This is a genomic window from Streptomyces sp. NPDC097619 (assembly GCF_040302735.1).
Classification (GTDB): Bacteria; Actinomycetota; Actinomycetes; order Streptomycetales; family Streptomycetaceae; genus Streptomyces.
The window spans coordinates 1-25220 of the sequence record NZ_JBEOSD010000125.1; the positions used below are offsets into that span (position 1 = coordinate 1).

A 25220-nucleotide genomic window follows, 5' to 3' on the forward strand; every position below is an offset into this window, starting at 1 on the left:
GTCGGGTGTTGCTCCTATCTCTCGCGGGGGGGGGGGGTGTTCGCCCCCCCCCCGCGGCTTGTTCTTGTGGAGCGGTCAGGCCGGGGGCCCGACCGGGACTACGCGGATCCGAGGATCACTCGGCGAAGGTGGCGGACTTGACGTCCTTCCACGCACCGCCCTCGACCTTGTAGACGGTGAGCTGCTTGTTGGTGGTGTCACCGAACTCGTCGAAGGCGACCTTGCCGGTCACGCCGTCGAAGGAGACCTTGCCCATGGCCTCGACGACCTTGGCACGGGCGTCGGCGGGGACCTTCCCGCCGTTGGCGGCGACGACGGACTTCACGGCCTGGATGATCGCCCAGCCGGCGTCGTAGGAGTAGCCGCCGTAGGCCGCGTACGGGTCCTTGTAGCCACCGGCGTTGTAGTCGGCGATGAACTTCTTGGCGGTGTCCAGCTTCTCGACCGGGTAACCGATCGAGGTGGCGAGGTCACCGTCGTTGGCCTCGGCGGACGCGGCGATGAACGCCGGGTCGTAGATGCCGTCGCCACCCATGACGGGGATCTTGGCGCCGGTCTTCTTGATCTGGTCCGAGAGCAGGCCGCCCTCGGGGTACTGGCCGCCGAAGTAGACCGAGTCGGCGCCGGAGGTCTTGACCTTGTTGGCGGTGGAGGAGAAGTCGGTCTCCTTCACGGTCACGTGGTCGGTGCCGACGACCTGGCCGCCGAGGCGCTTGAACTCGTCGGAGAAGATCGCCGCGAGGCCGGCGCCGTAGGTCTGCTTGTCGTCGACGACGTAGACCTTCTTCTTGCCCGCGTCCTTGAAGAGGTACTGGGCGGCGAACTTGCCCTGGACCACGTCGGTGGCGGCGGTGCGGAAGTAGGTGGAGAAGGGACGCTTGAACTCGCCCTTGCCCCAGTTGTCGCCCTGGCTCAGCGCCGGGTTGGTGTTGGCCGGGGAGACCTGGGCCAGCTTGGCGGACTCGAAGACGCCCTGCATCTGCTGGGCCACGCCGGAGTTCAGCGGGCCGACGACACCGAGCACCTCCTTGTTGCCGACCAGCTTGGTGGCGTTGGCCTGGCCGGAGGCCGGGACCGCCTGGTCGTCGAGGGCCTCGACCTTGAACTCGACGCCCGGGACCTCGTTGTTCTTGTTCGCCGTCTTGGCGGCGAGGTCCACGGAGTTCTTGATGCCCTGGCCGAGGGCGGAGAGCGAGCCCGTCAGGGGAGCGTCGACGCCGATCACGACGACGGTCTTGCTGGAGGCGCCGTCACCGCCTTCTTTGGTCTTGCCCTCCTCGCGCGATCCGCAGGCGGTGAGGGTGAGTGCTCCCGTGGTCATCACGGCGGTGAGAACGAGCAAAGAACGGTGTCGCACGATTCTTCCTTTCCCTGGCGCGGCTGCCCCTACGGGGTGCCGAAGTGTCGCCGGGCCGCAGATGGGAGGTACGCGGCTGTGCCGGACGCGCCCGGCGGCGCGGTGACTGGCCGTGACTCTAGAGCGGACTTGCCGAACTCCGGGAGCCGGGAAAGGAGGATGTGACGCTCTTGTTATGCCAAGGCCAAGAATGTGTGTGGGGAGTACGGACCAATCGGACCTTTGGGTGGGGAGCGGAATGTCCGCATGCTGAGAAATCCCAGCTCCGCTAAGGGGCTTGGGGCTCTCATGCTCCTGACGCTGATCATTTGGGCATTTTGGTGGCTGTTTGTGTACGGGCCGTTTCAGCCGGTGGGCGCGTTGGGGCGAAATGCGGGTTACGAGGGGTAATCCGGAAACTTCGATCATTACCCAGCGTGATTTCCGAAGGGAGATCGTTCCGGCCCCCGGGGCGAGGCCGGAAAGGCCTTCGGGGTCGCCACCTGCCCGGGCGCACCGGGGCCGCCGAGCCGGTCGGGTGACCGGAAGGCGGACAGGGGGGTCGGGAATCCGGTGAGGGGGGCTCAGCGCGGCGGGCGCCAGTTCTCCGAGCTCTCCGTGGCGCCGCCGGTCTCCTCGCAGCGCTGCCGCACCCGCCGGTCGGTCAGTTCAAGTGCCGCTTCCAGGCCGCGAGTTCGCTGCACGGCCCGGGCCTCCGCCAGGACCTCCTCGTGCAGCTCGTACTGGCCGTTCGACAGGCCCTTCTGCTCCCAGTCGAGCCCAGCCCACTTACTGCCCGTGAGCGCGGCCCGGATCCAGTAGGACACCAGGCCGGTGCAGACGTCGGCGGGGGAGCTGCTGCGGGGAGCCGGGCCGGTGGGGCTCGCGGAGGGGGTCGGGGTCCGGGCGGAACCGGTGCATCCGGTGACGGCCAGTGCGAGGACCAGGGCGCAGGCCGCGGCGCGGCCGGATCTCACCGGCGTGGTCCCCATAAGGGGGACGGTAGGGGGTCACGATGGGTGACACAACAGCGCGGCCGAAATGGCCGGAACTCCCCGGTGCCGGTGCGGCCGGGGAGTTCCGTGGGGCCCGTGGGGGCGCAGGGGGCCCCCGTGGCACCGGGGCGGTCCGTCCCGTCAGCCGGTCGGGGTCCCGCCCCGCGGGTCCTCCAGCTCGCGCAGCAGGCAGGTCAGGCGGGCGGAGCAGACCCGCCGGCCCTCCTCGTCCTCGATCACGATCTCGTACGTGGCGGTGGAGCGGCCCCGGTGCACCGGCGTGGCCGTGCCCGTGACCAGGCCCGAACGCACCCCGCGGTGGTGGGTGCAGTTCAGGTCCACGCCCACCGCGACCTTGCCGAGCCCGCCGTGCATCATGGCGCCGACCGACCCGAGGGTTTCGGCCAGGACCGCCGAGGCGCCGCCGTGCAGCAGCCCGTACGGCTGGGTGTTCCCCTCCACCGGCATGGTGCCGACGACCTTCTCCGCGGAGGCCTCCAGCACCCGGATGTCCATGCGCTCGCCGAGGTTCCCCGCGGAGAAGAGCGCGGGCAGGTCGACGCCGAGCGCCGCGTACTCGTCGAGGACTTCCTGCGGGAACTTCACGGTGTGCTGCTCACCCATGGGACCTGCTCCGTTCGTGACGACAGCGGCGGCGGGCCGCCGCGCGCAGCCTCTTCATATCACCCGACTGAGCGGCCGCTCAGTCGGGAGCCCGGCCGCCGCCCGCCCCGTCCGTCCCGCACGTCCCCGAACCCCGGGCGCCCCGATCAGCCCGCCGGCTCGAAGCGGACGATCACCGACTTGCTCGCCGGGGTGTTGCTGACGTCGGCCGTCGAGTCCAGCGGGACCAGCACGTTCGTCTCCGGGTAGTAGGCCGCCGCACAGCCCCGGGCGGTCGGGTAGTGCACCACCCGGAAGCCCGGCGCCCGCCGCTCCACCCCGTCCCGCCACTCGCCCACCAGATCCGTGTACGCCCCGTCGACCAGCCCCAGCTCGGCCGCGTCCAGCGGATTCACGAGCACCACCCGGCGCCCCCCGGTGATGCCCCGGTAGCGGTCGTCCAGCCCGTACACGGTGGTGTTGTACTGATCGTGCGAGCGCAGCGTCTGGAGCAGCAGCCGCCCCGCCGGCACCCGCGGGTACTCCACCGGCGCCGCCGTGAAGTTCGCCTTCCCGGTCTTCGTCGGGAACCGCCGCTCGTCCCGCGGGGCGTGCGGCAGCGCGAAGCCGCCCGGCCGCGCCACCCGCGCGTTGAAGTCCTCGAACCCCGGCACCACCCGCGAGATCCGGTCCCGGATCACCGCGTAGTCCTTCTCGAACTCCTCCCACGGGGTCGCCGAGCCCGCGCCCAGCACCGCCCGCGCCAGCCGCGCCACGATCGCGGGCTCCGACAGCAACAGCGGCCCGGCCGGGGCCAGGTTGCCCCGGGAGGAGTGCACCATCCCCATCGAGTCCTCGACGGTCACGAACTGCTTCCCCGACGCCTGCACGTCCCGGTCGGTACGGCCCAGGGTGGGCAGGATCAGGGCCCGCCGCCCGGTCACCGCGTGCGAGCGGTTCAGCTTGGTGGACACGTGCACCGTCAGCGAGGCGTTCCGCATCGCCGCCTCCGTCACCCGGGTGTCCGGGGTCGCGCCGACGAAGTTGCCGCCCATGGCGAAGAACACCTTCGCCGCGCCGTCCCGCAGCGCCTCGATCGCCCGCACCACGTCGTAGCCGTGGTGCCGCGGCGAGGTGATCCCGAACTCCTTGTCCAGCGCGTCCAGGAAGGCCGGCGCGGGCCGCTCGAAGATCCCCATGGTGCGGTCGCCCTGCACGTTGGAGTGGCCGCGGACCGGGCACACCCCGGCGCCCGGCCGACCGATGGCCCCGCGCAGCAGGAGCAGGTTCACCACCTCCCGGATGGTGGCCACCGCGTGCTTGTGCTGGGTCAGGCCCATCGCCCAGCACACGATCGTCCGCTCCGAGGCCAGCACCATCCGCAGCGCCTCCTCCACGGCGGACCGCTCCAGCCCCGTCGCGGCCAGGGTCTCCGCCCAGTCCGCCTCGGCCGCGGCCGCCCGCAGCTCCTCGAAGCCGTGCGTGTGCTCCCGCACGAACTCCTCGTCCACCGCCCCCTCGGTCCCGATCACCAGCTTGTTCAGCAGCCGGAACAGGGCCTGGTCCCCACCGATCCGGATCTGGAGGAAGAGGTCGGCGAGCGGGGTGCCGCGCAGCATGCCGTGCGCGGTCTGCGGGTTCTTGAACCGCTCCAGACCGGCCTCGGGCAGCGGGTTCACGGAGATGATCCGCGCCCCGGCCGTCTTGGCCTTCTCCAGCGCCGTCAGCATCCGCGGGTGGTTGGTGCCCGGGTTCTGCCCGGCCACGATGATCAGGTCGGCCCGGTGCAGGTCCTCCAGGGAGACGCTGCCCTTCCCGATGCCGATGGTCTCCGTCAGCGCCGAGCCGGAGGACTCGTGGCACATGTTCGAGCAGTCGGGCAGGTTGTTGGTGCCGAACTCGCGCGCGAAGAGCTGGAGCAGGAACGCCGCCTCGTTGCTGGTCCGCCCCGAGGTGTAGAAGAGGGCCTCGTCCGGCGAGGACAGGGCGCGCAGCTCCTCCGCGATCACCTCGAAGGCCCGCTCCCAGCTCACCGGCTCGTAGCGGTCGGCGCCCTCGGGCAGGTACATCGGCTCCGTGATCCGGCCCTGCTGGCCCAGCCAGTACCCGGACCGCTCGGCCAGGTCCGCCAACGGGTGCCGGGCGAAGAACCCGGGGGTGACCCGGCGCAGGGTGGCCTCCTCGGCCACGGCCTTGGCGCCGTTCTCGCAGAACTCCGCCGCGTGCCGCTTGTCCTCCTCGGGCCAGGCGCAGCCGGGGCAGTCGAAGCCGCCCTTCTGGTTCACCTTGAGCAGGGTCCGGGCGGTACGGGCCACGCCCATCTGCGCCTGCGCGTGCCGCAGGGTGTGGGCGATGGCGGGCAGTCCGGCCGCCGCGTGCTGGGGCGGCGCGACCTTCGGCGCGTCCTGGACCGGATCACCTGCGGGCGGCTTGGCGGCCATGGCGCTCCCCTTCGAGCGGATGCTGCACGTACGGATACATGCCCGATCCTGTCATGGTGCCCGCGGACGGCCGGCGCCGGAATTGTCGGCGGGGCCGCCTAGGATCGGGGGCGTGGCAGAGACAGCAGCGCAGAAGACCGAAGACGAGACCGCAGCGAGCCGCCCCCGGCTGATGCTCATGGACGGGCACTCCCTGGCCTACCGGGCGTTCTTCGCCCTCCCGGCGGAGAACTTCACGACCGCGGGCGGCCAGCCGACCAACGCCGTCTACGGCTTCGCGTCCATGCTGGCGAACACGCTGCGCGACGAGGCGCCCACTCATTTCGCGGTGGCCTTCGACGTGTCGCGCAAGACCTGGCGCTCGACGGAGTTCCCCGAGTACAAGGCGAACCGCTCCAAGACCCCCGACGAGTTCAAGGGGCAGGTGGAGCTGATCGGGGAGCTGCTCGACGCGATGGCCGTGCCGCGGTTCGCGGTGGACGGCTTCGAGGCCGACGACGTCATCGCGACCCTGGCCACGCAGGCCGAGGCCGCCGGTTTCGACGTCCTGATCGTCACGGGAGACCGGGACTCCTTCCAGCTGGTCAGCGACGCCACCACGGTGCTGTACCCCACCAAGGGCGTCTCCGAGCTGACCCGCTTCACCCCGGAGAAGGTCGAGGAGAAGTACGGGCTCACTCCTCAGCAGTACCCGGATTTCGCCGCGCTGCGCGGGGACCCGTCGGACAACCTCCCCGGCATCCCCGGCGTCGGCGAGAAGACCGCCGCGAAGTGGATCAACCAGTTCGGCTCCTTCAAGGAGCTGGTGGAGCGCGCCGACGAGGTCAAGGGCAAGGCCGGGCAGAACTTCCGCGACCACCTCGAAGCCGTCAAGCTCAACCGCGTCCTGACCGAGATGGTCCGGGACGTGGAGCTGCCCAAGGGCCCCGCCGAGCTGGTCCGCGCCCCGTACGACCGGGCGGCCGTCACGGGCTTCCTGGAGGTCCTGGAGATCCGCAACGCCTCCCTGCGCGAGCGCCTGCTCGCCGTGGACCCGGGCGCGGAGACGGCCGAGGAGCCGGCCCCCGCCGCGGGCGTCGAGCTGGACGGCACCGTCCTGGGCACCGGCGAGCTGGCCGGCTGGCTCGCCGAGCACGGCACCGGCCCCCTCGGCCTGGCCACCGTGGACAGCTGGAACCAGGGCACCGGCGGGGTCACCGAGATCGCGCTGGCCGCCGCCGGGGGCGCCGCCGCCTGGTTCGACCCGGCCGCCCTCGACGAGGCCGACGAGCGGGCCTTCGCCGACTGGGTCTCCGCCGCGGACCGCCCGAAGGTCCTGCACAACGCCAAGGGCGTCATGCGGGTCTTCCCCGACCAGGGCTGGACCGTCGCCGGCGTCACCATGGACACCGCCCTCGCGGCCTACCTGGTCAAGCCCGGCCGCCGCTCCTTCGCCCTCGACGTGCTCGCCGTGGAGTACCTGGGCCGAGAGCTCCAGCCCCCGGCCCAGGACGGCCAGCTCGCCTTCGGCACCGACGACACCGCCGAGGCCGAGGGCCTGATGGCGCAGGCCCGCGCCGTCCTCGACCTCGGCGACGCCTTCACCGGACGGCTCACCGAGGTCGGCGCCACGGAGCTGCTGCACGAGGTGGAGCTGCCCACCTCCGAGCTGCTGGCCCGCATGGAGCGCGCCGGCATCGCGGCCGACCGCCCGCACCTGGACGCCATGGAGCAGCAGTTCGCGGGCGCCGTCCAGCAGGCCGTGAAGGAGGCCCACGCCACCGTCGGCCACGAGTTCAACCTCGGTTCGCCCAAGCAGCTCCAGGAGGTCCTCTTCGGCGAGCTGGGCCTGCCCAAGACGAAGAAGACCAAGACCGGCTACACCACGGACGCGGACGCCCTGGCCTGGCTGGCCGGGCAGACCGAGCACGAACTGCCCGTGATCATGCTGCGCCACCGCGAGCAGGCCAAGCTGCGTGTGACGGTCGAGGGCCTGGTGAAGACGATCGCGGCGGACGGCCGCATCCACACCACCTTCAGCCAGACGGTGGCCGCCACCGGCCGGCTCTCCTCCACCGACCCCAACCTGCAGAACGTCCCCGTCCGCACCGACGAGGGCCGGGCCATTCGCCGCGGTTTCGTGGTCGGCGAGGGCTACGAATCCCTGATGACGGCCGACTACAGCCAGATCGAGCTGCGCGTCATGGCCCACCTCTCTGAGGACGAGGGCCTCATCGAGGCCTTCCTCTCCGGGGAGGACCTGCACACCACGGTGGCCTCCCAGGTCTTCGGGGTGGAGCGCTCCGCGGTGGACGCCGAGATGCGCCGCAAGATCAAGGCCATGTCCTACGGCCTGGCCTACGGCCTGTCCGCCTTCGGCCTCTCCCAGCAGCTCGGCATCGACCCGGCCGAGGGGCGCGGGCTGATGGAGACCTTCTTCGAGCGGTTCGGCGGGGTCCGGGACTACCTCCAGCGGGTGGTCGACGAGGCCCGCGCCACCGGCTACACCGCCACCATGCTCGGCCGCCGCCGCTACCTCCCCGACCTCAACAGCGACAACCGCCAGCGCCGCGAGGCCGCCGAGCGGATGGCGCTCAACGCCCCCATCCAGGGCACCGCCGCCGACATCGTCAAGGTGGCCATGCTCCGGGTGGACCGGGCCCTCACCGAGGCCGGGCTCGGATCCCGGATGCTCCTCCAGGTCCACGACGAAATCGTGCTGGAGATCGCCCCCGGAGAGCGGGACCGGGTGGAGGAGCTGGTGCGTCGGGAGATGGCCGCCGCGGTGAGCCTCAGGGCGCCCCTGGACGTCTCCGTCGGCGTGGGCACCGACTGGGAGTCCGCCGCCCACTGACCCGTGGGGTCCGGGCCGCGGCCCCGCCCGCCGCTCCGCGCTCGCGCCCGCCCCGACCGGTCCCGCCGGTCCGGGCGGGCGTCGGCGTTCCCGGCCCGGGGTGCCGCTGCCGCCGCCGCTGCCGGTGCCGCGCCACCGAGGAGCGGTCCGGTCGGCGGGCTCCGCCGGGCTTCGGGCGGCCTCGGTCCTCAGCTCCGACCGGCGAAGGCGGGGCTCCGGCGCCGTTCCCGGGCGACCCGGCGGGCGTGCCGGACCCTGACCACGGCGGCGAACACCAGCAGCGCCGCCCCCAGCCCGCACCCCGCCCCGAAGCAGAGCGCGGGCACGGCGTCCAACGGACCGCTCACCGGCGGGTCGTACGACAACCAGAGCAGCAACCGCTGCACCGCGCCGAGCACCGCACCCACCGCCAACAGGCCCAGGCACAGCAGCCGTTCCGCCCGGCCCGCGGCCGGCGGCACCGCCCCGACGCCGGTACCGTCCGGCTCCGGCGGGGGAGTGCCCCGGCGCAGCCGGACCGCCCCGTACAGGAACCGTCCGAGCACCAGCAGCGCCAGTGCCGAACCCCCGTACTGGAGGTGGAAGTAGAGCGGTTCGCCGGCCACGGTCCTGTTCAGGACAGGGAAGGCGTCGGTGCCCCAACGGTCGTGGTGGGTGAAGGAATCCCACACCACGTGCGTGAGGGAACCGACCACCGCGCACGGATAGAAGCGGAGCGCGAGCGCGACCGGTGACCGACCCCGCCAGTCCTCGCCGCGCGCCGCCGCGTACACCGGTCCCCGCCGGGCCGCGGGCAGCAGCCCCACCAGCGGTTCCCGCAGGAGCAGCCACACCGCGACCAACAGGGCGGTGAACAAGGCGTCCACGGTCACCACCCCGAGCAGGGAGTGCGTGAACACCCCGAAGGACATCGCCCCCGGCACCACGCTCGCGGCGAAGTAGGTCAGGTCGGGCGCGAAGGAACCGGCCACCAGGGCCGAGGCCACCAGCGGTCCGCGGCCCCGTCCCGTGCGCCGGATTCCGGGCAGCACGGCGGCCGCGTGGCTGAGCGTGAACGGCATCGGATCCCTCGTCCTCTCGTGCGGCGTCCAGTATGCGGCCCCGCGGAGTTGGGGCGGATTCGTGAAGCCCATGGTCAGCGCCTGTTACCCACGGGGAACTTGGCATAGAGTCCTGCGGACTCGGAAGCCGACGAGGGGGAGGACCGGTCATGGCCGCGGGCAGGGGCACGGGTACGGGGACGGGCGCGCACGGCAGGGACGGATCGGGCGGCGCGGACGGCTCGGGGGGAACGACCGACGGGGCGCAGCGAAACGGTTCTTCGGAGTTGGTGACCAAAGTGGGGGCCGAGGCGGGAGCGCGACACCGCCGCCCCTCCTCCCGACCCCGACTGCGCGGCGGCACGGCCGTCCTCGCCACCGCCCTGCTCATCGGCGTGGTGACGGGCTCCCAGGGGCCCGGCGCGGGCAGTGCCGTCGCCGTGGCCGACCCCGCACCGGCCCCCGTGGCGGCCGCACCCGGGCAGGCCCCGGAGGGCGGCCGCGGCAGCTACTACACCGAACTCCCGCCGCTCGTCAGCCCCGTGCCGCCCGGCACCCCCGACACCGGACCGGTGCCCTCGCCCTCGGCCTCCGTCGCGGCGGGGCTCCCGGTGCCCGGCCCCACCCCCTCCGTGCGTCCGTCCGCACCCCCGCAGGGACGCTTCGTCGCCCGGGAGGGCAGCCGGGGCATACCCGCGCTCGTCCTGGAGGCGTACCGGAGCGCCGAGCGCACCGTCGCCGCCACCGACCCCGGCTGCGGGCTGCGCTGGCAACTCCTCGCGGCCATCGGCAAGGTCGAGTCCGGCCAGGCCCGCGGCGGCCGGGTGGACGCGGCGGGCACCACCCTCAGCCCCATCCTCGGCCCGGTGCTGAACGGCAACGGGTTCGCGAACATCCGCGACACCGACGGCGGGGCCTACGACGGGGACGCCGTGTACGACCGGGCCGTCGGCCCCATGCAGTTCATCCCCTCCACCTGGCGGGCCTGGGGACAGGACGCCGACCGCGACGGCGTGCGCAGCCCCCACAACATCTTCGACGCCGCGCTCGCGGCGGGCCGCTACCTCTGCGCGGGCGGCCGGGAGCTTGCACGGGCCGGCGACCTCGACCGGGCGGTGCTCAGCTACAACCGCTCCACGGAGTACCTGTACACGGTGCGCTCGTGGTTCGCCTTCTACCTCACCGGCACGGCCACGCCCGTCCCGCACCCCACCCCGGAGCCGGACCCCGACCCCGACCCGACGGTGCCGGGCCCGAAGCCGACGCCTACGCCGAAGCCGACTCCCACGCCGAAGCCGAAGCCCACTCCGACGCCCACGCCGAAGCCGACAACGCCCGCGCCGAAGCCGACGCCGAGCCCGACGCCGAAGCCGACGACTCCCACGCCGAAGCCGACGCCCACCCCCACGCCTTCGCCGACGATGCCGAGCCCGAAGCCGACGCCTTCGCCGACGCCCACTCCGACTCCGACGCCCACGCCTTCGGCGAAGCCCACTCCGAGTGCGAAGCCCAGCCCGACGGCCGAGCCGACGGCGACGCCGAAGCCGACGCGGAGCCCGGAGCCGACGGCCGAGCCCTCGGCTCCGGTCGTTCCCTCGGCCTCTCCCGCGCCCTCCGGGTCCCCCTCGGCAGGCTGACCGCTGCGCGGGGCCCTTCCCCACCCCGCCCCTTCCCGATCCCGGAGCAGCCGCCCCGGCCCCCGCGTCAGGCAAGCCGCTACCGCGGCCCCACGCGGGGGCTCCGCCCCCACACCCCCGCGCCTCAAACGCCGGCGAGGCTGAAAGCGCCACACCAGCGATAGCCGAGCGACCCCAAGCGCCTCGCGAAGCGCATCGTGTGGCCGCACCCGACGGCGGGCGCGAGCCCAACTCCAGCCCGCGCAGGGGGCACCGCCCAGCGGTAGCTGGGGGAGCTTGAGCGCATCGTGATGCCGCACCCGACAACGGACGCGAGCCCGATCGCCTCGCGAAGCCGCACCCGACGGCGAACGCGAGCCAAGTCGAGCCCGCGCGGCGATTGAGCGCATCCTGAAGCCGCACCCGACAACGGACGCGAGCCCGATCGCCTCGCGAAGCGCATCGTGTGGCCGCACTCAACGGCGAACGCGAGCCTATTTCCAGCCCGCGCGGCGATTGAGCGCATCGTGAAGCCGCACCCGGCATCCCACCGCAGCCCACCCCGGCCGGCCCGCGCGGCGGTCGAGCCCCGCCCGCCTGTTCTCATCTCGCCGCCGCGTTGCTACCGTGCGCGTCCGCACCACTCCTGACGCCTCATCAGATCCGGATCCGGAGGCCCCGTTGCGCGCACTGCTCGCCGCCGGCATCGGGCTGGTCGCCGCCGTGGCCCTCGTGTTCGTGGCCATCGCGATCGGGCCGCCCGAGGGCGAGACCTCGCCCCGGCCGCTGCTCACCACCGTCCCGTCCGCCCCCGGTCGCTGAGGAGGCCCGGCCGTGCGACGCAGAGCAAGTCTCGTCCTGCTGTCCCTCGCCGTGTTCTGCACCGCGCTCGCCCCGCTGCTGCGCTGGTGGATGTTCCCGGCCTTCGCCAAGATCCCGGCCGGCCAGTACCAGGAGGTCGTCCTGGAGGCGAAACCCGCCACCCTCCTCGACTACGGCACCCTCCAGCCCCGCGAGATCCCGAAGATCACCATCGTGCAGACCCTCAAGGGCAACGTGGAGCGGTCCCGGGAGATCGAGGCCGACGCCGGCCGCGACGTGGTCGTGTGGGACGCGCTCTCCTACGTGGTGGGGCCCGACGGCAAGATGGTCTCCCAGGTGCCCGAGCGCTACATCTTCGACGCGCACACCCAGGACCCCGTGCACGCCACCGGCGAGATGGTCGACGGGGACCCGGTCCGGCGCACCGGCATCGAGTTCAAGTGGCCCTTCTTCACGGAGCCGCGCGACTACCTCTACTTCGACGCCCAGACCCGCACCTCCGCCCCCATCCACTACGTGGGCCCGCGCACCTTCCGCGGCATGGAGGTCTACTACTTCGAGCAGACCGTGCCCTGGACCAAGGTGCCGTTCCCCAAGACCATGCCGGTCAAGGGCTTCGACCCGGCCACCATCGAGAAGGGCTTCGGCACCACCCGCTGGTACACCACCAAGCGGATGTTCTGGGTGGACCCCGTCACCGGGGCACCCGTCAACGGCGAGGAGATCCACACCGAGGAGCTCCGCGGCGGCACCCTCGCCGCCAACGCACCCGGGCAGCGCCTGGTCATGTTCGACGCGCACGTGAAGATGCGCGAGGACTACCTCCGCCACACCCTGGACCTGGTCGCCGCCAACCGCACCAAGATCCTCGTCCTGCACACCTACGCGCCCCTGGGCCTCGCCGTCACCGGGGTCGTGCTGCTGGGCCTGTCGCTCTGGCTGGAGGCCAGGTCGCGGCGGCGGGCCGGCGACCCGCCCGCCCCCGCACCCGTACCGGTCAGCGCCTGAGCCGCGCGTTCGTGTACCGGGTCGGCTCCGCCGTGGCCGGGTCCTCCGGCCACGGGTGCCGGGGGTACCGGCCGCGCAGCTCCGCGCGCACCGCCCGGTACCCCTCCTTCCAGAAGGAGGCCAGGTCCGCCGTCACCGCGGCCGGCCGGCCCGCCGGGGACAGCAGGTGCACCAGCACCGGCACCCCCGGCTCCCCGCCCACACGCGGGGTTTCCCGCAGCCCGAACAGCTCCTGGAGCTTCACCGCGAGCACCGGTTGCTCCGCCCCGTAGTCCACCCGGATCCGGGAACCGCTCGGCACCTCGATCCGCTCCGGAGCCAGCTCCTCCAGCCGCGCCGCCTCGCCCGAGGCCCACGGCAGCAGCCGCGACAGCGCCCCGCCGGCGTCGATCCGACCGAGGTCGGCCCGCCGCCGGGCCCGCGACAGCTCCGGCTCCAGCCACTCCGCGGCCCGCGCCACCAGCGCCCCGTCCGACACCTCCGGCCAGTCGCCGCCCACCGTGCGGTGCAGGAAGTCCAGCCGGGCCCGCAGCCCCACCGCCTCCGGACCCCAGCGCAGCAGCCCCGGCCCCTCCCGCTCCAGCCCCTCCAGCAGCGCGGCCCGGACCAGCCCCGGATCCGGCTCCCGCAACGGCCGCACGGTCAGCTCCACCGCACCCAGCCGCTCCACGCTCCGCGCCGACACGTCCCCGTCCGTCCAGCGCACCTCCTCGCCCGAGGACAGCAGGTGCGCGGCGGCCGTCCGGGCCGACTCCCCGTCCACCACCGCGGCCAGCCGCACCCGCGCCGAGGCCGCGTGCGCCCCCCGGTCGGCCACGGCCACCGCCAGCCACTCCGAGGACCGCAGGCGCGAGCCCTCACCGAGCTCCGCCCCGGTCCCCGAGACCATCAGGTACGCGCCCCCGCCGCGGGACCGCGCCAGCCGCTCCGGGAACGCCAGCGCGGCCACCAGCCCGGCCGCCGCGTCCTCCGGCAGACCCGCGCCGCCCCCGGTGCCCGTACCCGTCCCGGTACCGGCCCTCGCACCGGCTTCCGTACCGGATCCCGCAGCGCCCGCCGCCTCGCGGGCTGCCTCCTTCGCCGGGCCCGCCAGCCGGCGCGCCTCCGCCCGCCAGCGGGCCGCGTACCCGTCGCCGCCCCGCCGGGCCTCCCGCCAGGCCGCCGCCAGATCGTCCCCGTACTCCCGCGGCGGCTCCTCGCTCAGCAGGGCCACCAGCTCCGCCGCCCGCGCCGCGCCCACCACCGGGGCCGCGTCCAGGAGGGCCCGCGCGAGCCGCGGGTGCAGGCCCAGCCGGGCCATCCGCACCCCGCGCGCGGTGGCCCGCCCGGCCCCGTCCACGGCACCCACCGCGGCCAGCACCTCCCGCGCCGCGGCCATCGCCCCGGCCGGCGGTCGGTCCAGCAGCGCCAGCCCCGTGGCCCCCGGGTCGCCCCAGCAGGCCGCCTGCAACGCGAAGGCCGCCAGGTCCGCCAGCCGGATCTCCGGCGCGGGGAACGCCGGCAGCCGACCGTCCTCCGCCTCCGCCCAGCAGCGGTACACCACGCCCGGCGCCTCGCGTCCGGCCCGGCCCGCCCGCTGCCGCCCGGCCGCCCGGGAGGCCCGTACCGTGGTCAGCGCGCCCAGTCCCCGGGCGTGGTCCGTCCGCGGCTCGCGGGCCAGGCCCGCGTCCACCACGATCCGCACTCCGGGCACCGTCAGGCTCGACTCGGCCACCGCCGTCGCCAGGACCACCCGACGCCGACCCGCGCCGCCCGCCAGCACCGCGTCCTGCACGGCCGCCGGGGCCCGCCCGTGGACCTGGAGCAGCTCCGCGTCCACCCCCGCCAACTGACCCGCCACCCGGGCGATCTCCCCGGTGCCGGGCAGGAAGCACAACACGTCCCCCGCGTGCTCGGCCAGCGCCCGCCGCACCACCGAGGCCACGTGCGCCAACAGCGCCGGATCCACCCGCATCCCGTGCGGGGGCCGCACCGGCCGGGCCGGGGGAGCCCACACCACCTCCACCGGATGGGACACCCCCGCCGCCGTCACCACCGGAGCGTCCCCGAGCAGCGCCGACCAGCCCGCCGCGTCCGTGGTCGCCGAGGCCGCCACCAGCCGCAGCTCCGGCCGCAGCGCGGCCCGCACGTCCAGGAGGAAGGCCGCGACCGTGTCCGCGTCGAGGTGACGCTCGTGGCACTCGTCCAGCACGACCACATCGACCCCGGACAGCTCCTGGTCCCGCTGGAGCCGCTGCAAGAGCACGCCCGTGGTCACCACCTCGACCACCGTCCGTGGCCCTACCCGACGCTCCCCGCGCACGGTGAAGCCCACCCGGTCGCCCGGCTCCTCACCCAGCAGCCAGGCCATCCGCCGGGCCGCCGCCCGGGCCGCGATCCGCCGCGGCTCGGCGACCAGCACCCGCCGCACCGGCCCGGCCCCGCCGGCCGTCCCGCGTCCGGGTACCGGCACCAGTCCGGCCAGCACCAGCGGCACCAGCGTGGTCTTGCCGGTGCCCGGCGGGGCGCACAGCACGGCCGTCCCGCGCCCCTCCAGGGCAGCGGCGAGCTCCGGTACGGCGGCGCCGACCGGCAGGGAGTCCAGCACCTCGGTACGCATCCCGCAGCCCCGCCCCGTCAGTCCCTCTCGCACACGAAGATCGCCGTGCCCGGGATCAGGTTCCCGCGCAGCGGCGACCAGCCGCCCCACTCCTGGGCGTTCCAGGCGGGCCACTCCGGCTCCACCAGGTCCACCAGCCGGAACCCGCCCGCGACCACGTCCCGCACCCGGTCGCCCAGGGTCCGGTGGTGCTCCACGTAGACGGCGTTCCCCTCCTCGTCCTGCTCCACATAGGGAGTCCGGTCGAAATAGGAGGCGGCGACCGACAGGCCCTCCGGCCCCGGCTCGTCCGGGAAGGCCCAGCGGATCGGGTGGGTCACCGAGAACACCCAACGGCCGCCCGGCCGCAGCACCCGGCGCACCTCCCGCATCACCCGCACCGGGTCGGCCACGAAGGGCACCGCCCCGTACGCCGAGCAGGCCAGGTCGAAGGAGCCGTCGCGGAACGGCAGCGCCCCCGCGTCCGCCTCCACCAGCGGGACCTCCCCGCCGATCCGCAGCGCGTGCTGGAGCTGCCGGTGCGAGAGGTCCAAGGCCACCGGCCGGGCCCCCCGCGCGGCCAGCCATCGGCTGCACTGCGCGGCGCCGGCGCCGATCTCCAGCACGTCCCGGCCGCGCAGCGCGTCCGGCGGGCCCAGCAGCCCGGCCTCCGCCTCGTCGAGACCCTCCGGTCCCCACACGAAACGGTCGTCCCCGAGGAACGCCCCGTGATCGCTCTGGTACTCGTCGGCGTTGCGGTCCCACCAGCCGCGGCTGGCCCGGCTGCTCTCGGTCTCGTCCGCCGTGCGGCGGACGGCCTCGGCATCTGCCTCGTACACGCCTTCGGCGGCGTCATCCTCTTGGTTCATCGGGCCCGTCGTCGTAGTCTTCGCGCAGGTTCCGCGATGCGCCCCGGGCGCGGACGGAACGGTGCGGCACTTCATCACACCGCGCAGCCGCCGTGCTCAGCACGCGAGTTGTGCCCGTGATGCGGTGTTCCGGTACGAGTGGGCGCCTTCGCGCATTGACCCTGTCCGGCTGCCCCCGTATGCTACAAGTTGCGCTGCGAGCCTGCGCTCCTCAGACCTAGCAGGCTGCGCTCGTATCTGTTTGCACCCCTCGGTTTTCGAGGCCCTTCCGGTCCAGCGGGCCGGGGGTCCTCCTTGGCTGTCCGGCTCTGGCAGACGCGACAAAGGCTCCCGGCGTAGCAGTACCTACGACCTTCTGTCCGTAACCGGAGCCCTTTCCCACATGACGAGCAGCACCGAGACCACCGCCACCACTCCGCAGGTAGCGGTCAACGACATCGGTAACGAGGAAGCCTTCCTCGCCGCGATCGACGAGACGATCAAGTACTTCAACGACGGCGACATCGTCGACGGCGTCATCGTGAAGGTCGACCGGGACGAGGTCCTGCTCGACATCGGTTACAAGACCGAAGGCGTGATCCCGAGCCGCGAGCTCTCGATCAAGCACGACGTCGACCCGAACGAGGTCGTCAAGGTCGGTGACGAGATCGAGGCCCTGGTTCTCCAGAAGGAGGACAAGGAAGGCCGTCTCATCCTGTCCAAGAAGCGCGCTCAGTACGAGCGTGCCTGGGGCACGATCGAGAAGATCAAGGAAGAGGACGGCATCGTCACCGGTACCGTCATCGAGGTCGTCAAGGGTGGTCTCATCCTCGACATCGGCCTCCGCGGCTTCCTCCCGGCCTCCCTGGTCGAGATGCGTCGTGTCCGCGACCTCCAGCCCTACGTGGGCAAGGAGCTCGAGGCGAAGATCATCGAGCTGGACAAGAACCGCAACAACGTGGTCCTGTCCCGCCGCGCCTGGCTGGAGCAGACCCAGTCCGAGGTCCGCCAGACGTTCCTCACCACCCTGCAGAAGGGTCAGGTCCGCTCCGGCGTCGTCTCCTCGATCGTCAACTTCGGTGCCTTCGTGGACCTGGGCGGCGTCGACGGCCTCGTGCACGTCTCCGAGCTGTCCTGGAAGCACATCGACCACCCGTCCGAGGTCGTCGAGGTCGGTCAGGAAGTCACCGTCGAGGTCCTCGACGTGGACATGGACCGCGAGCGCGTCTCCCTGTCGCTGAAGGCGACCCAGGAGGACCCGTGGCAGCAGTTCGCCCGGACCCACCAGATCGGCCAGGTCGTCCCGGGTAAGGTCACCAAGCTGGTTCCGTTCGGTGCGTTCGTCCGCGTGGACGAGGGCATCGAGGGTCTGGTCCACATCTCCGAGCTGGCCGAGCGCCACGTGGAGATCCCGGAGCAGGTCGTCCAGGTCAACGACGAGATCTTCGTCAAGGTCATCGACATCGACCTCGAGCGTCGCCGGATCTCGCTGTCGCTGAAGCAGGCCAACGAGTCCTTCGGTGCCGACCCGGCCTCGGTCGAGTTCGACCCGACCCTGTACGGCATGGCCGCGTCCTACGACGACCAGGGCAACTACATCTACCCCGAGGGCTTCGACCCCGAGACCAACGACTGGCTCGAGGGCTTCGACGCTCAGCGCGAGACGTGGGAGCGCCAGTACGCCGAGGCGCAGGTCCGCTTCGAGCAGCACCAGGCGCAGGTCATCAAGAGCCGTGAGGCCGACGAGGCCGCCGCTGCCGAGGGCGCTGCCGCCCCGGCCGCCGGCAACGCCGGTGCGGGCATCTCCGGTGGCTCCTACTCCTCGGAGTCGGACGACACCTCCGGCGCCCTGGCCTCCGACGAGGCCCTGGCCGCGCTCCGCGAGAAGCTGGCCGGCGGCCAGAGCTGATCGCAGCGCAGCCTCACGGTCGCTGACCGGAAGCTGAAACGGTAAGGCCCGTCCCCTTCGTGGGGGCGGGCCTTACCGCCGTTTCCGGCCCCCGCGCCCGGGCACCGGCCGCGCCGGACCGCCCTCCCGGGAAGCCTCCCGCGGCCCCGTCCGTCCCGCTACCCGCCCCTTTTCACGGCCCGTTCACTTCCGGGGGGAATGGTCCCGCCCACCCGGACGTTCTTGGCAATGACGCGAGGAGGAGTGGTAACCGTGCTTGATCCACAAGGTTTGTACGAATGGGACGCCAAGGGTCTGGCGGTGGTCGACCTGGCGCTGGCCCAGGACTCCGCCGGACTGGTCATGCTCTACCACTTCGAGGGGTACATCGACGCGGGGGAGACCGGCGAGCAGATCGTCGAGCGGCTGCTCGACACGCTGCCGCACCAGGTCGTGGCCCGCTTCGACGCCGACCGCCTGGTGGACTACCGGGCCCGCCGCCCGCTGCTCACCTTCAAGCGGGACCAGTGGACCGAGTACGACGCCCCGAAGCTGGAGGTCAACCTCGTCCAGGACGCCACCGGCGCCCCGTTCCTGCTGCTGTCCGGGCCCGAACCGGACGTGGAGTGGGAGCGGTTCGCGAAGGCCGTCGAGCAGGTCGTGGAACGGCTCGGGGTCCGGCTCGCGGTCAACTTCCACGGCATCCCCATGGGAGTGCCGCACACCCGCCCCGTCGGGATCACCCCGCACGGCAACCGCACCGACCTGATGCCCGGCCACCGCAGCCCCTTCGACGAGGCCCAGGTGCCCGGCAGCGCCGAATCCCTCGTGGAGTACCGCCTCCAGCAGGCCGGACACGACGTCCTCGGCGTCGCCGCGCACGTCCCGCACTACATCGCCCGGTCCCCGTACCCGGACGCCGCGCTGACGGCCCTGGAGGCCATCACCGCCGCCACCGGCCTGGTGCTGCCCGGGGTGGCGCACTCCCTGCGCACCGAGGCACACCGCACGCAGACCGAGATCGACCGGCAGATCCGCGAGGGCGACGAGGAACTGGTCGCGCTCGTGCAGGGCCTGGAGCACCAGTACGACGCCGTGGCGGGCGCCGAGACCCGCGGCAACATGATCGCCGAGCCGGCGGAGCTGCCCTCCGCGGACGAGATCGGCCGCGAGTTCGAGCGCTTCCTCGCGGAACGCGAAGGCGACCTCTGACCCGACCCGTGTCCGGCGGCCGAACCGGCCGACCGGGCCGGGCCGGGCCCGCGAGGCGACCGGCGGGCCCCGACCGGCCCGGACCGCGCACCGTGGGTACCGCCCTCCCGCCCCGCGTGGCCACGCCCTAAGCTGCGGCCATGCTGAAAGTGGGTCTGACGGGCGGGATCGGAGCGGGCAAGAGCGAGGTGTCGCGGCGGCTCGCGGCCTTCGGGGCGGTGATCGTCGACGCCGACAGGATCGCCCGCGAGGTGGTCGAGCCGGGCACCCCCGGGCTGCGCGCCGTCGTCGAGGCGTTCGGGGAGTCCGTACTGACCCCCGAGGGCACTCTGGACCGGCCGGCCCTGGGTGCGATCGTCTTCGCCGACCCGGAGAAGCTGCGCGTCCTCAACGGCCTCGTGCACCCGCTGGTCGGGGCCCGGTCGGCGGAGCTGGAGGCGGCCGCCGGACCGGAGGCCATCGTCGTCCACGACGTCCCCCTGCTCGCGGAGAACGGGCTGGCCCCGCTGTACGACCTGGTGATCGTGGTGGACGCGTCCCCCGAGACCCGGCTGGAGCGGCTCCTCGCCCGGCGGGGCATGGCCGAGGAGGAGGCCCGGGCGCGGATGGCGGCCCAGGCCACGCGGGAGCAGCGGCTGGCCGTCGCGGACCTCGTGATCGACAACGACGGTCCCCTGGAGGCACTGGAGCCCCAGGTCCGCAAGGTCTGGGACGAGCTCCTCGCCCGGGCCGCCGCCCGCACCGACTGATCCGCCAGGGGGACCGACGGGCCCGCCGGCCGGGCCCGACCGGACGGCGGCCCCACGGACGGACCCCGGGCGCGCGGCGACGCTCCGGGGCGCGGGGCGGGCACCGGCGCGGAATACGGTCGCCCGGCGGGGGCGTTGTACGGCCCCGTCAAGGGAAGGATCGGAACGTGTCGGACACCGCAGGGACCAGCCCGGAGACCCACGTCATCGACTACCGCGCCGCCGAGCAGCTGCTGGCGGCCCGGGACCCGCGCGGAGCGGTGAAGCTGCTCGACTCCGTGATAGCGGCGCACCCGGAGAACACCGCCGCACGGCTGCTGCGCGCCCGAGCCTTCTTCGCGGCGGCCCAACTGCGCCCCGCCGAGCTGGAGTTCGAGCTGGTGCTGGAGCGGGAGCCGGACAACGCCTTCGCGCACTTCGCGCTGGCCCGGACCCTCCAGCGGGCGGGTCGCCCGGACCCGGCCCGCCGGCACTTCCGACTGGCCGCGGCCCTGGACCCCAACCCGGAGTACCTGGCGGCGGCCCGCTTCGAGGACTGACCGCGCGGCGGCCCGGGCCGGGCGGGCCCCCTCGGTCGGTCCGGGGCCGGCGCACGCCGAAGCCGGAGCGCGACGCTCACCCCGGCACCCCCGTGTCCTGGGTCAGCTGCCGTGCTCCGGCGGCTCGTACGGCGGGACCTCACGGCCCGGCTGGTAGTGGGCGCCCTGGTGCAGGCGGTGCACCACCATCATCAGATCGGCGCTGATCAGCAGGACCAGCACGGCGCAGGTGATCGCCCAGCCGGTGCGCCCGTTCCAGGCGAACAGCCCGGTGCCCGCCACGGCCCACAGCAGCCCCCACACGCTCAGCCAGAAGCGCAGCCGCAGGGGACTGCGGGCGGTCAGGGGTTCGTTTCCGGTACGCATGGACATCGCCTGCCCTCACGTCCATCGTCCCACTCCTGCCGCCCGGCGGCCCTGCTCAGGGGTTGAGCTTCTTCACCGCGGTCGTGGTGGTCTTCTTGAAGGCGGCAATCGGGGCGTCCGTGAGGGTGCCCATCTGGGACCAGTTCACGACGGTCACGGTGGTGCCGTCCCGGCCGATGCCGAAGAGGTGCACGCCGTGCTCGGAGTCCGGCACCGCGGTGTGCACGCCGTACACGTGCGCGCCCTCCTCCACGTTCAGCTTGCCGTAGTCCTGCCAGCTCGCCAGCCCGCCCGGGGTCTTGCGCAGCCAGTCGGCGGCGCAGGCGGCGGCCTTCTTCTCCAGGGCCGCGGCCAGCGCCTTGGCCTTGGCGGTGCTGCCCGCCCGCACGGAGACCTGCCGGGCGCTCGCGTCCATCTCGGTGCCGAACAGGCGGTGCCAGCTGCCGGCGGCCGGCAGGGCGCCCTTCAGGCAGAACAGCGGGTTCTCCGGCAGGCCGCTGCGGACCGGTCCGGCGGACCAGGGGGAGGACGGGTGCGGCGGCAGGTCCGTCGCCTTGAGGAACCCGGGTGCGGAGGCCCCGACCGAGGCACCGGCGGAGGTGCCCGCGGGGGCCGCGGAGGCGGGGGCGGTGAGGGCGGCGATCCCCGCGGCGGCGAGGGCCGAGGCGACCACCGCGGTGGTCGCGGAGCGGAGGGAACGGCCGGAGCGGACGGAACGGAACGACATGGTGGAACTCCCCGTGAAGACTCGAAGTGGTGCGGTGGGACGCGGTGGTGACCTCGTCGCCGTGGTGCTGCACCAGCCTCGCCGGGCACTGCGGGGCGGGGCAACGGAGCACGCCCGATGCGGGACACTGGAACGGCTTTCCCCGCGTTGAGCTGGGGGAACACCCAGAGGGTGGAACGGTGTCACGGGACGGGGGAGTCATGGGCGGGACGGAACGGGCGGCGGAGACGGAGGACTTCGCGCGGCTGATGCGGGAGCTGAAGGAGCGGGCCGGGGTGAGCTACGGGGTGCTCGCCCGCCGGCTGCACACCAGCACCTCCACCCTGCACCGCTACTGCAAGGGCGAGGCGGTGCCGACGGACTTCGGAGCCGTGGACCGCTTCGCCAGGGCCTGCCGGGCGACTACGGCCGAGGCCCTGGAGCTGCACCGCGCCTGGCTGCTGGCCGACGCCCGCCGCCGGGCCACCGCCCGCGAACAGGCTCCCGGGGCGGGATCCGGCGCGGGGGCGGGTTCCGGCGCGGGGGCGGGCGCTGCCGTGGGGGCGGCCGCGAGAGGGGCCGCGCCCGTGAGCGCGGCCATGGTCCCGGCCCCCGGACCGGACGCGGGTGGGGACGACGACGCGGGCGCGGGCGCGGCTTCGGGTGCGGGCGTGGGTGTGGGCGAGGACGCGGGGACGGGCCGCGAGGGCCCCGGAGCCCCGGCGGGTCCCGCTGCCGGCTCCGGTCCCGACGCCACGCCGGCGGCCGGTGCCGTCCCGCCCGTCGCCCCTTCCGCCGGCCCCGGAGGGAAGGGCTCCGGGACGGGAGACGGATCCGACGGCCCCGCCGACGCGGAGGACGACTCCGCCGCCGAGGACGCGACCGTCGTGGTCGGACCGCCGGGGGCCGTCCCGGCGCCCGCCGCGCGGCCCTGGTACCGGCGCAGGGGGGCCGTGCTGACCGGGGCGGGGGCGGCCGTCGGCGCGGTCGTCGCCCTGGCCCTGACCGTCGGCCCGCCCGGCGGGGGACAGGGCGCGCTCCCCGGCCCCTCGGCCCGCTCCGGAGCGCCCTCGGGCGGCGGTCCCACCCTCCCGGTGGCACCCGCCACGGCCGGTCCCTCCGCCGGACCGACCTCCGCGAGCCCCGACCCCACCCCCACGGCCACGGAAGGGCCCACGACCCCTCCCACCGCCCGCCCCTCGACCACGGCCGGGGCCGGTGGCGGGCCCTCCACGCCCGCGCCCGTCGCGCAGGCCCCGCTCGTCGGCGTCCGCTCGCACGTCTGGGACGCCGGCTGCGACCACCGCTACCTCGTGGACCGGGATCCGGGCTCCGTACCGGAGCCGCCCGTCGAGCAGGACGCCGCCGGATGGGCCGCCTCCCTGGGAGCCCTGCACGCCGGCCGACAGGTCGTCGAGGCCACGATCACCGGCGGCAGCTCCAAGCCGGTGGTCCTCCAGTCCGTGCACGTCCGCGTGGCCGGGCGCGGCACCCCGCCCGGGGGCGACGTCTTCACGATGTCCCAGGGTTGCGGAGGCTCCCTCACCCCGGCGGCGTACACCGTGAACCTCGACGTCCCCCGCCCGCTGGCCAAGCCGGCCGCCGGGCACGACGGGGAGAACGAGGTGCCCGTCCCCGCCTTCCCGCTGCGGGTCTCGGCCGCCGAACCGGCCGTCCTGCGGATCGAGGCGGAGACCGTCCGCTGCGACTGCACCTGGTGGGTGGAGGTGCCGTGGACCGCCGGGGGCGGCAGCGGCACCCTCCGCATCGACGACGGCGGGCGGCCCTTCCGCACCACCGGCGTGGCCGGCCGACCCGTCTACGGTTACGCCACGGAGTCGGGCCGCTGGGCGCGGGACTGAGACACCCCCGCCCTCCGGGCCATCAGCGCAGGTGAGAGCGGTTGTCGGTGGTCCCGCCTAGACTCACGAACGGTCACCGGTGGGGTTCCGTCCCGCCGGGGCCGGGCGTGCGGAGGGACCGCGCGCACTGCGGCGGGGAGGAGGCGGCGGTGGACGAGAGCGCTTTCGCGCCCTGGCGCGGCCTGCTCCGGCAGGCCGTGGTCTTCCTGCCCGGCGAGGTGCCCCGGCAGGGCCGGATCGCCTTCTGGTCCCCGACGGCCGAGGCCCTCCCGGAAGTCCTCCCCGCGCGGGCGACCCGGACGGTCCTCACCGTGGCGCGGGCCGTCGGCGCCGGAGCACGCACGCGGACGGTGCCCGCCGTCGAGGTCCCCCTGGAGCCCGCCCTGGCGCCGCTGCTGCGCGCCGCCGTCGAGCCCGGGGCGCACCCGGCCGCCCGCTGCTGGGCCGCGGCCGCCCGACTCGCCCTCCAGCTGACCGCCCGGGGCGCCCTCCTGCCCGGACTCACCGGCCGGGACCAGGACGCCTGGCGGGCGGGCCCGCTGTCCGCCGACGACCTGGCCCAGCTGCGGGCCGTCGCCGCCGCCATGCCCGCCGAGGCCCACGCCACCCCGCTGCCGGAGAGCCGCCCGCTGTCCCTCCCCGACCCGGAAGCCCTGCTCCGGGCCTTCCTCGACGCCGTCGCCGACACCCTCCCGCGCACCCCCGCCGCCCGGTACGCCGCCGGCGCCCCCTTCGCCGCGAGCGCACCGCAGACCGTCCCCGGGATACGGGACTGGGCGGTGCAGGTGGCCGCCGGGGCCGACGCGGGGGTCGGAGTCTCCCTCCGCCTGGACCTGAGCGGGTACGCCCTCTTCGACCCGGCCGCGGACCCCGCCGTCGTCGAGGGAGGCACGGGCACCGGGCCCGACGCGACCGCGGCGGGAGCCCCCCTGCACCTGGCCGGCGCCGCCCTGGTGCAGGTGCACAGCCTCGCCGACCCCACCCGCGTCACCGACGCCTCCGCCCTGTGGGCCGGCCTCGCCGCGCCCGACAGCTTCGGCCCGCGCGCCCGGGTCGACGCCGTGCTCGCCCTGCGCCGCGCCGCCCGCACCTGGCCCCCGCTGGCCCGGCTCCTGGACCGCCCCGTCCCCGACGTCCTCGCCCTGTCCGACGCCGAGCTGGAGGACCTCCTCGGCACCGCCGGAGCCCGGCTCGCGGCGGCCGGGGTGCCCGTGCACTGGCCGCGCAGCCTGGCCCGGACCCTCACCGCCACGGCGGTGGTGCGCCCGGCCCCCGGCTCGGCCGCCGACGGCACCTCCTTCTTCGACGCGGACCGCCTCTTCGCCTTCTCCTGGGAGATCGCCCTCGGCGCGGACCGGCTCACCCCCGGCGAGCTGGACGCCCTCGCCGAGGCGCACCGCCCGGTGATCCGCCTGCGGGACCAATGGGTCCGGGTCGACCCGGACCTCGTCCGCAAGGCCCGCAAACGCCACCTCGGGCTCCTCGACCCGGTGGACGCCCTGTCCGTGGCCCTCACCGGCACCGCCGAGGTCGACGGGGAGACCGTGCCCGCCGTGCCCGTCGGTGCCCTCGCCGCCCTGCGCACCCGCCTCACCTCCGAACTGGCCCCGCTGCCGACGCCCCCCGGACTGCACGCCACCCTGCGCGCGTACCAACAGCGCGGCCTGGCCTGGCTGGACCTCATGACCTCCCTCGGGCTGGGCGGTTGCCTCGCCGACGACATGGGGCTGGGCAAGACCGTCACCCTGATCGCCCTGCACCTGCACAGAGCCCAGGAC

The 25220-nt window shown here is 74.2% G+C and carries 19 protein-coding genes; 10 read left to right on the plus strand and 9 right to left on the minus strand.

Going from position 1 to position 25220, the window contains the following annotated elements; all coding sequences use genetic code 11:
• Nucleotides 1–115: 115 nt before the first annotated feature.
• From ABTZ17_RS27330 to ABTZ17_RS27345, 4 genes are all read right to left on the minus strand, one after another.
• Nucleotides 116–1357, minus strand: a complete 1242-nt coding sequence (locus ABTZ17_RS27330; protein WP_352198391.1) for a branched-chain amino acid ABC transporter substrate-binding protein — start codon at nt 1355–1357, stop codon at nt 116–118.
• Between the two features lie 563 nt (nt 1358–1920).
• On the minus strand, nt 1921–2163 hold the full coding sequence (locus ABTZ17_RS27335) for a hypothetical protein (RefSeq protein ID WP_352198392.1): 243 nt from the start codon (nt 2161–2163) through the stop codon (nt 1921–1923).
• 309 nt (nt 2164–2472) lie between these two features.
• Nucleotides 2473–2955, minus strand: a complete 483-nt coding sequence (locus ABTZ17_RS27340) for a PaaI family thioesterase (RefSeq protein ID WP_352198393.1) — start codon at nt 2953–2955, stop codon at nt 2473–2475.
• 146 nt (nt 2956–3101) lie between these two features.
• On the minus strand, nt 3102–5375 hold the full coding sequence (locus ABTZ17_RS27345; protein ID WP_352198394.1) for an FdhF/YdeP family oxidoreductase: 2274 nt from the start codon (nt 5373–5375) through the stop codon (nt 3102–3104).
• Between the two features lie 112 nt (nt 5376–5487).
• Between ABTZ17_RS27345 and polA the strand changes: the two genes are divergently transcribed.
• Complete coding sequence (gene polA, locus ABTZ17_RS27350; RefSeq protein ID WP_352198395.1) at nt 5488–8208, plus strand: DNA polymerase I; 2721 nt, start codon at nt 5488–5490, stop codon at nt 8206–8208.
• A gap of 188 nt (nt 8209–8396) precedes the next feature.
• On the opposite strand, the gene ABTZ17_RS27355 is transcribed toward polA, so the two are convergent.
• Nucleotides 8397–9269 carry a DUF4184 family protein gene (locus ABTZ17_RS27355; RefSeq protein ID WP_352198396.1) on the minus strand — a complete coding sequence of 291 codons (873 nt, stop codon included), beginning with the start codon at nt 9267–9269 and terminating at the stop codon, nt 8397–8399.
• A 269-nt stretch (nt 9270–9538) separates the two neighbouring features.
• Here ABTZ17_RS27355 and ABTZ17_RS27360 point away from each other — a divergent pair, with 269 nt between their 5' ends.
• From ABTZ17_RS27360 to pgfA, 3 genes are all read left to right on the plus strand, one after another.
• Nucleotides 9539–10885, plus strand: coding sequence for a lytic transglycosylase domain-containing protein (locus ABTZ17_RS27360; RefSeq protein WP_502994866.1), 1347 nt, complete (start codon nt 9539–9541; stop codon nt 10883–10885).
• 660 nt (nt 10886–11545) lie between these two features.
• On the plus strand, nt 11546–11686 hold the full coding sequence (locus tag ABTZ17_RS27365) for an SPW_0924 family protein (protein ID WP_352198397.1): 141 nt from the start codon (nt 11546–11548) through the stop codon (nt 11684–11686).
• Nucleotides 11687–11698: 12 nt separating this feature from the next.
• Nucleotides 11699–12694: a cell envelope lipid trafficking protein PgfA gene (gene pgfA, locus ABTZ17_RS27370; protein ID WP_352198398.1), complete on the plus strand. Its 996-nt coding sequence runs from the start codon at nt 11699–11701 to the stop codon at nt 12692–12694.
• On the opposite strand, the gene hrpB is transcribed toward pgfA, so the two are convergent.
• On the minus strand, nt 12684–15293 hold the full coding sequence (gene hrpB, locus ABTZ17_RS27375) for an ATP-dependent helicase HrpB (protein WP_352198399.1): 2610 nt from the start codon (nt 15291–15293) through the stop codon (nt 12684–12686). The genes pgfA and hrpB overlap by 11 nt on opposite strands.
• A 17-nt stretch (nt 15294–15310) precedes the next feature.
• Entirely contained in the window at nt 15311–16141 is an 831-nt protein-coding gene (locus ABTZ17_RS27380) for a class I SAM-dependent methyltransferase (RefSeq protein ID WP_352198400.1), read from the minus strand.
• A gap of 382 nt (nt 16142–16523) precedes the next feature.
• Between ABTZ17_RS27380 and rpsA the strand changes: the two genes are divergently transcribed.
• The 4 genes from rpsA to ABTZ17_RS27400 all read left to right on the plus strand — a co-directional run bounded on the left by rpsA (nt 16524) and on the right by ABTZ17_RS27400 (nt 20508).
• On the plus strand, nt 16524–18029 hold the full coding sequence (rpsA, locus tag ABTZ17_RS27385) for a 30S ribosomal protein S1 (RefSeq protein ID WP_352198401.1): 1506 nt from the start codon (nt 16524–16526) through the stop codon (nt 18027–18029).
• 252 nt (nt 18030–18281) lie between these two features.
• A complete protein-coding gene (locus ABTZ17_RS27390; RefSeq protein ID WP_352198402.1) occupies nt 18282–19220 on the plus strand; it encodes a PAC2 family protein in 939 nt (312 codons plus the stop codon).
• A 140-nt stretch (nt 19221–19360) separates the two neighbouring features.
• Complete coding sequence (gene coaE / locus ABTZ17_RS27395) at nt 19361–19969, plus strand: dephospho-CoA kinase (RefSeq protein ID WP_352198403.1); 609 nt, start codon at nt 19361–19363, stop codon at nt 19967–19969.
• Nucleotides 19970–20136: 167 nt separating this feature from the next.
• Entirely contained in the window at nt 20137–20508 is a 372-nt protein-coding gene (locus ABTZ17_RS27400; RefSeq protein ID WP_352198404.1) for a tetratricopeptide repeat protein, read from the plus strand.
• Between the two features lie 102 nt (nt 20509–20610).
• Here the strand turns inward: ABTZ17_RS27400 and ABTZ17_RS27405 are convergent, their stop codons facing one another.
• The gene (locus tag ABTZ17_RS27405; RefSeq protein ID WP_352198405.1) at nt 20611–20874 is read right to left on the minus strand and encodes a DUF6343 family protein; all 264 of its coding nucleotides are present in this window, start codon (nt 20872–20874) and stop codon (nt 20611–20613) included.
• 55 nt (nt 20875–20929) lie between these two features.
• Nucleotides 20930–21601 carry a hypothetical protein gene (locus tag ABTZ17_RS27410; protein ID WP_352198406.1) on the minus strand — a complete coding sequence of 224 codons (672 nt, stop codon included), beginning with the start codon at nt 21599–21601 and terminating at the stop codon, nt 20930–20932.
• A gap of 200 nt (nt 21602–21801) precedes the next feature.
• Between ABTZ17_RS27410 and ABTZ17_RS27415 the strand changes: the two genes are divergently transcribed.
• Nucleotides 21802–23442 carry a helix-turn-helix domain-containing protein gene (locus ABTZ17_RS27415; protein ID WP_352198407.1) on the plus strand — a complete coding sequence of 547 codons (1641 nt, stop codon included), beginning with the start codon at nt 21802–21804 and terminating at the stop codon, nt 23440–23442.
• A gap of 149 nt (nt 23443–23591) precedes the next feature.
• On the plus strand, nt 23592–25220 hold a 1629-nt coding region (locus ABTZ17_RS27420), incomplete at its 3' end, for an SNF2 helicase-associated domain-containing protein (protein WP_352198408.1).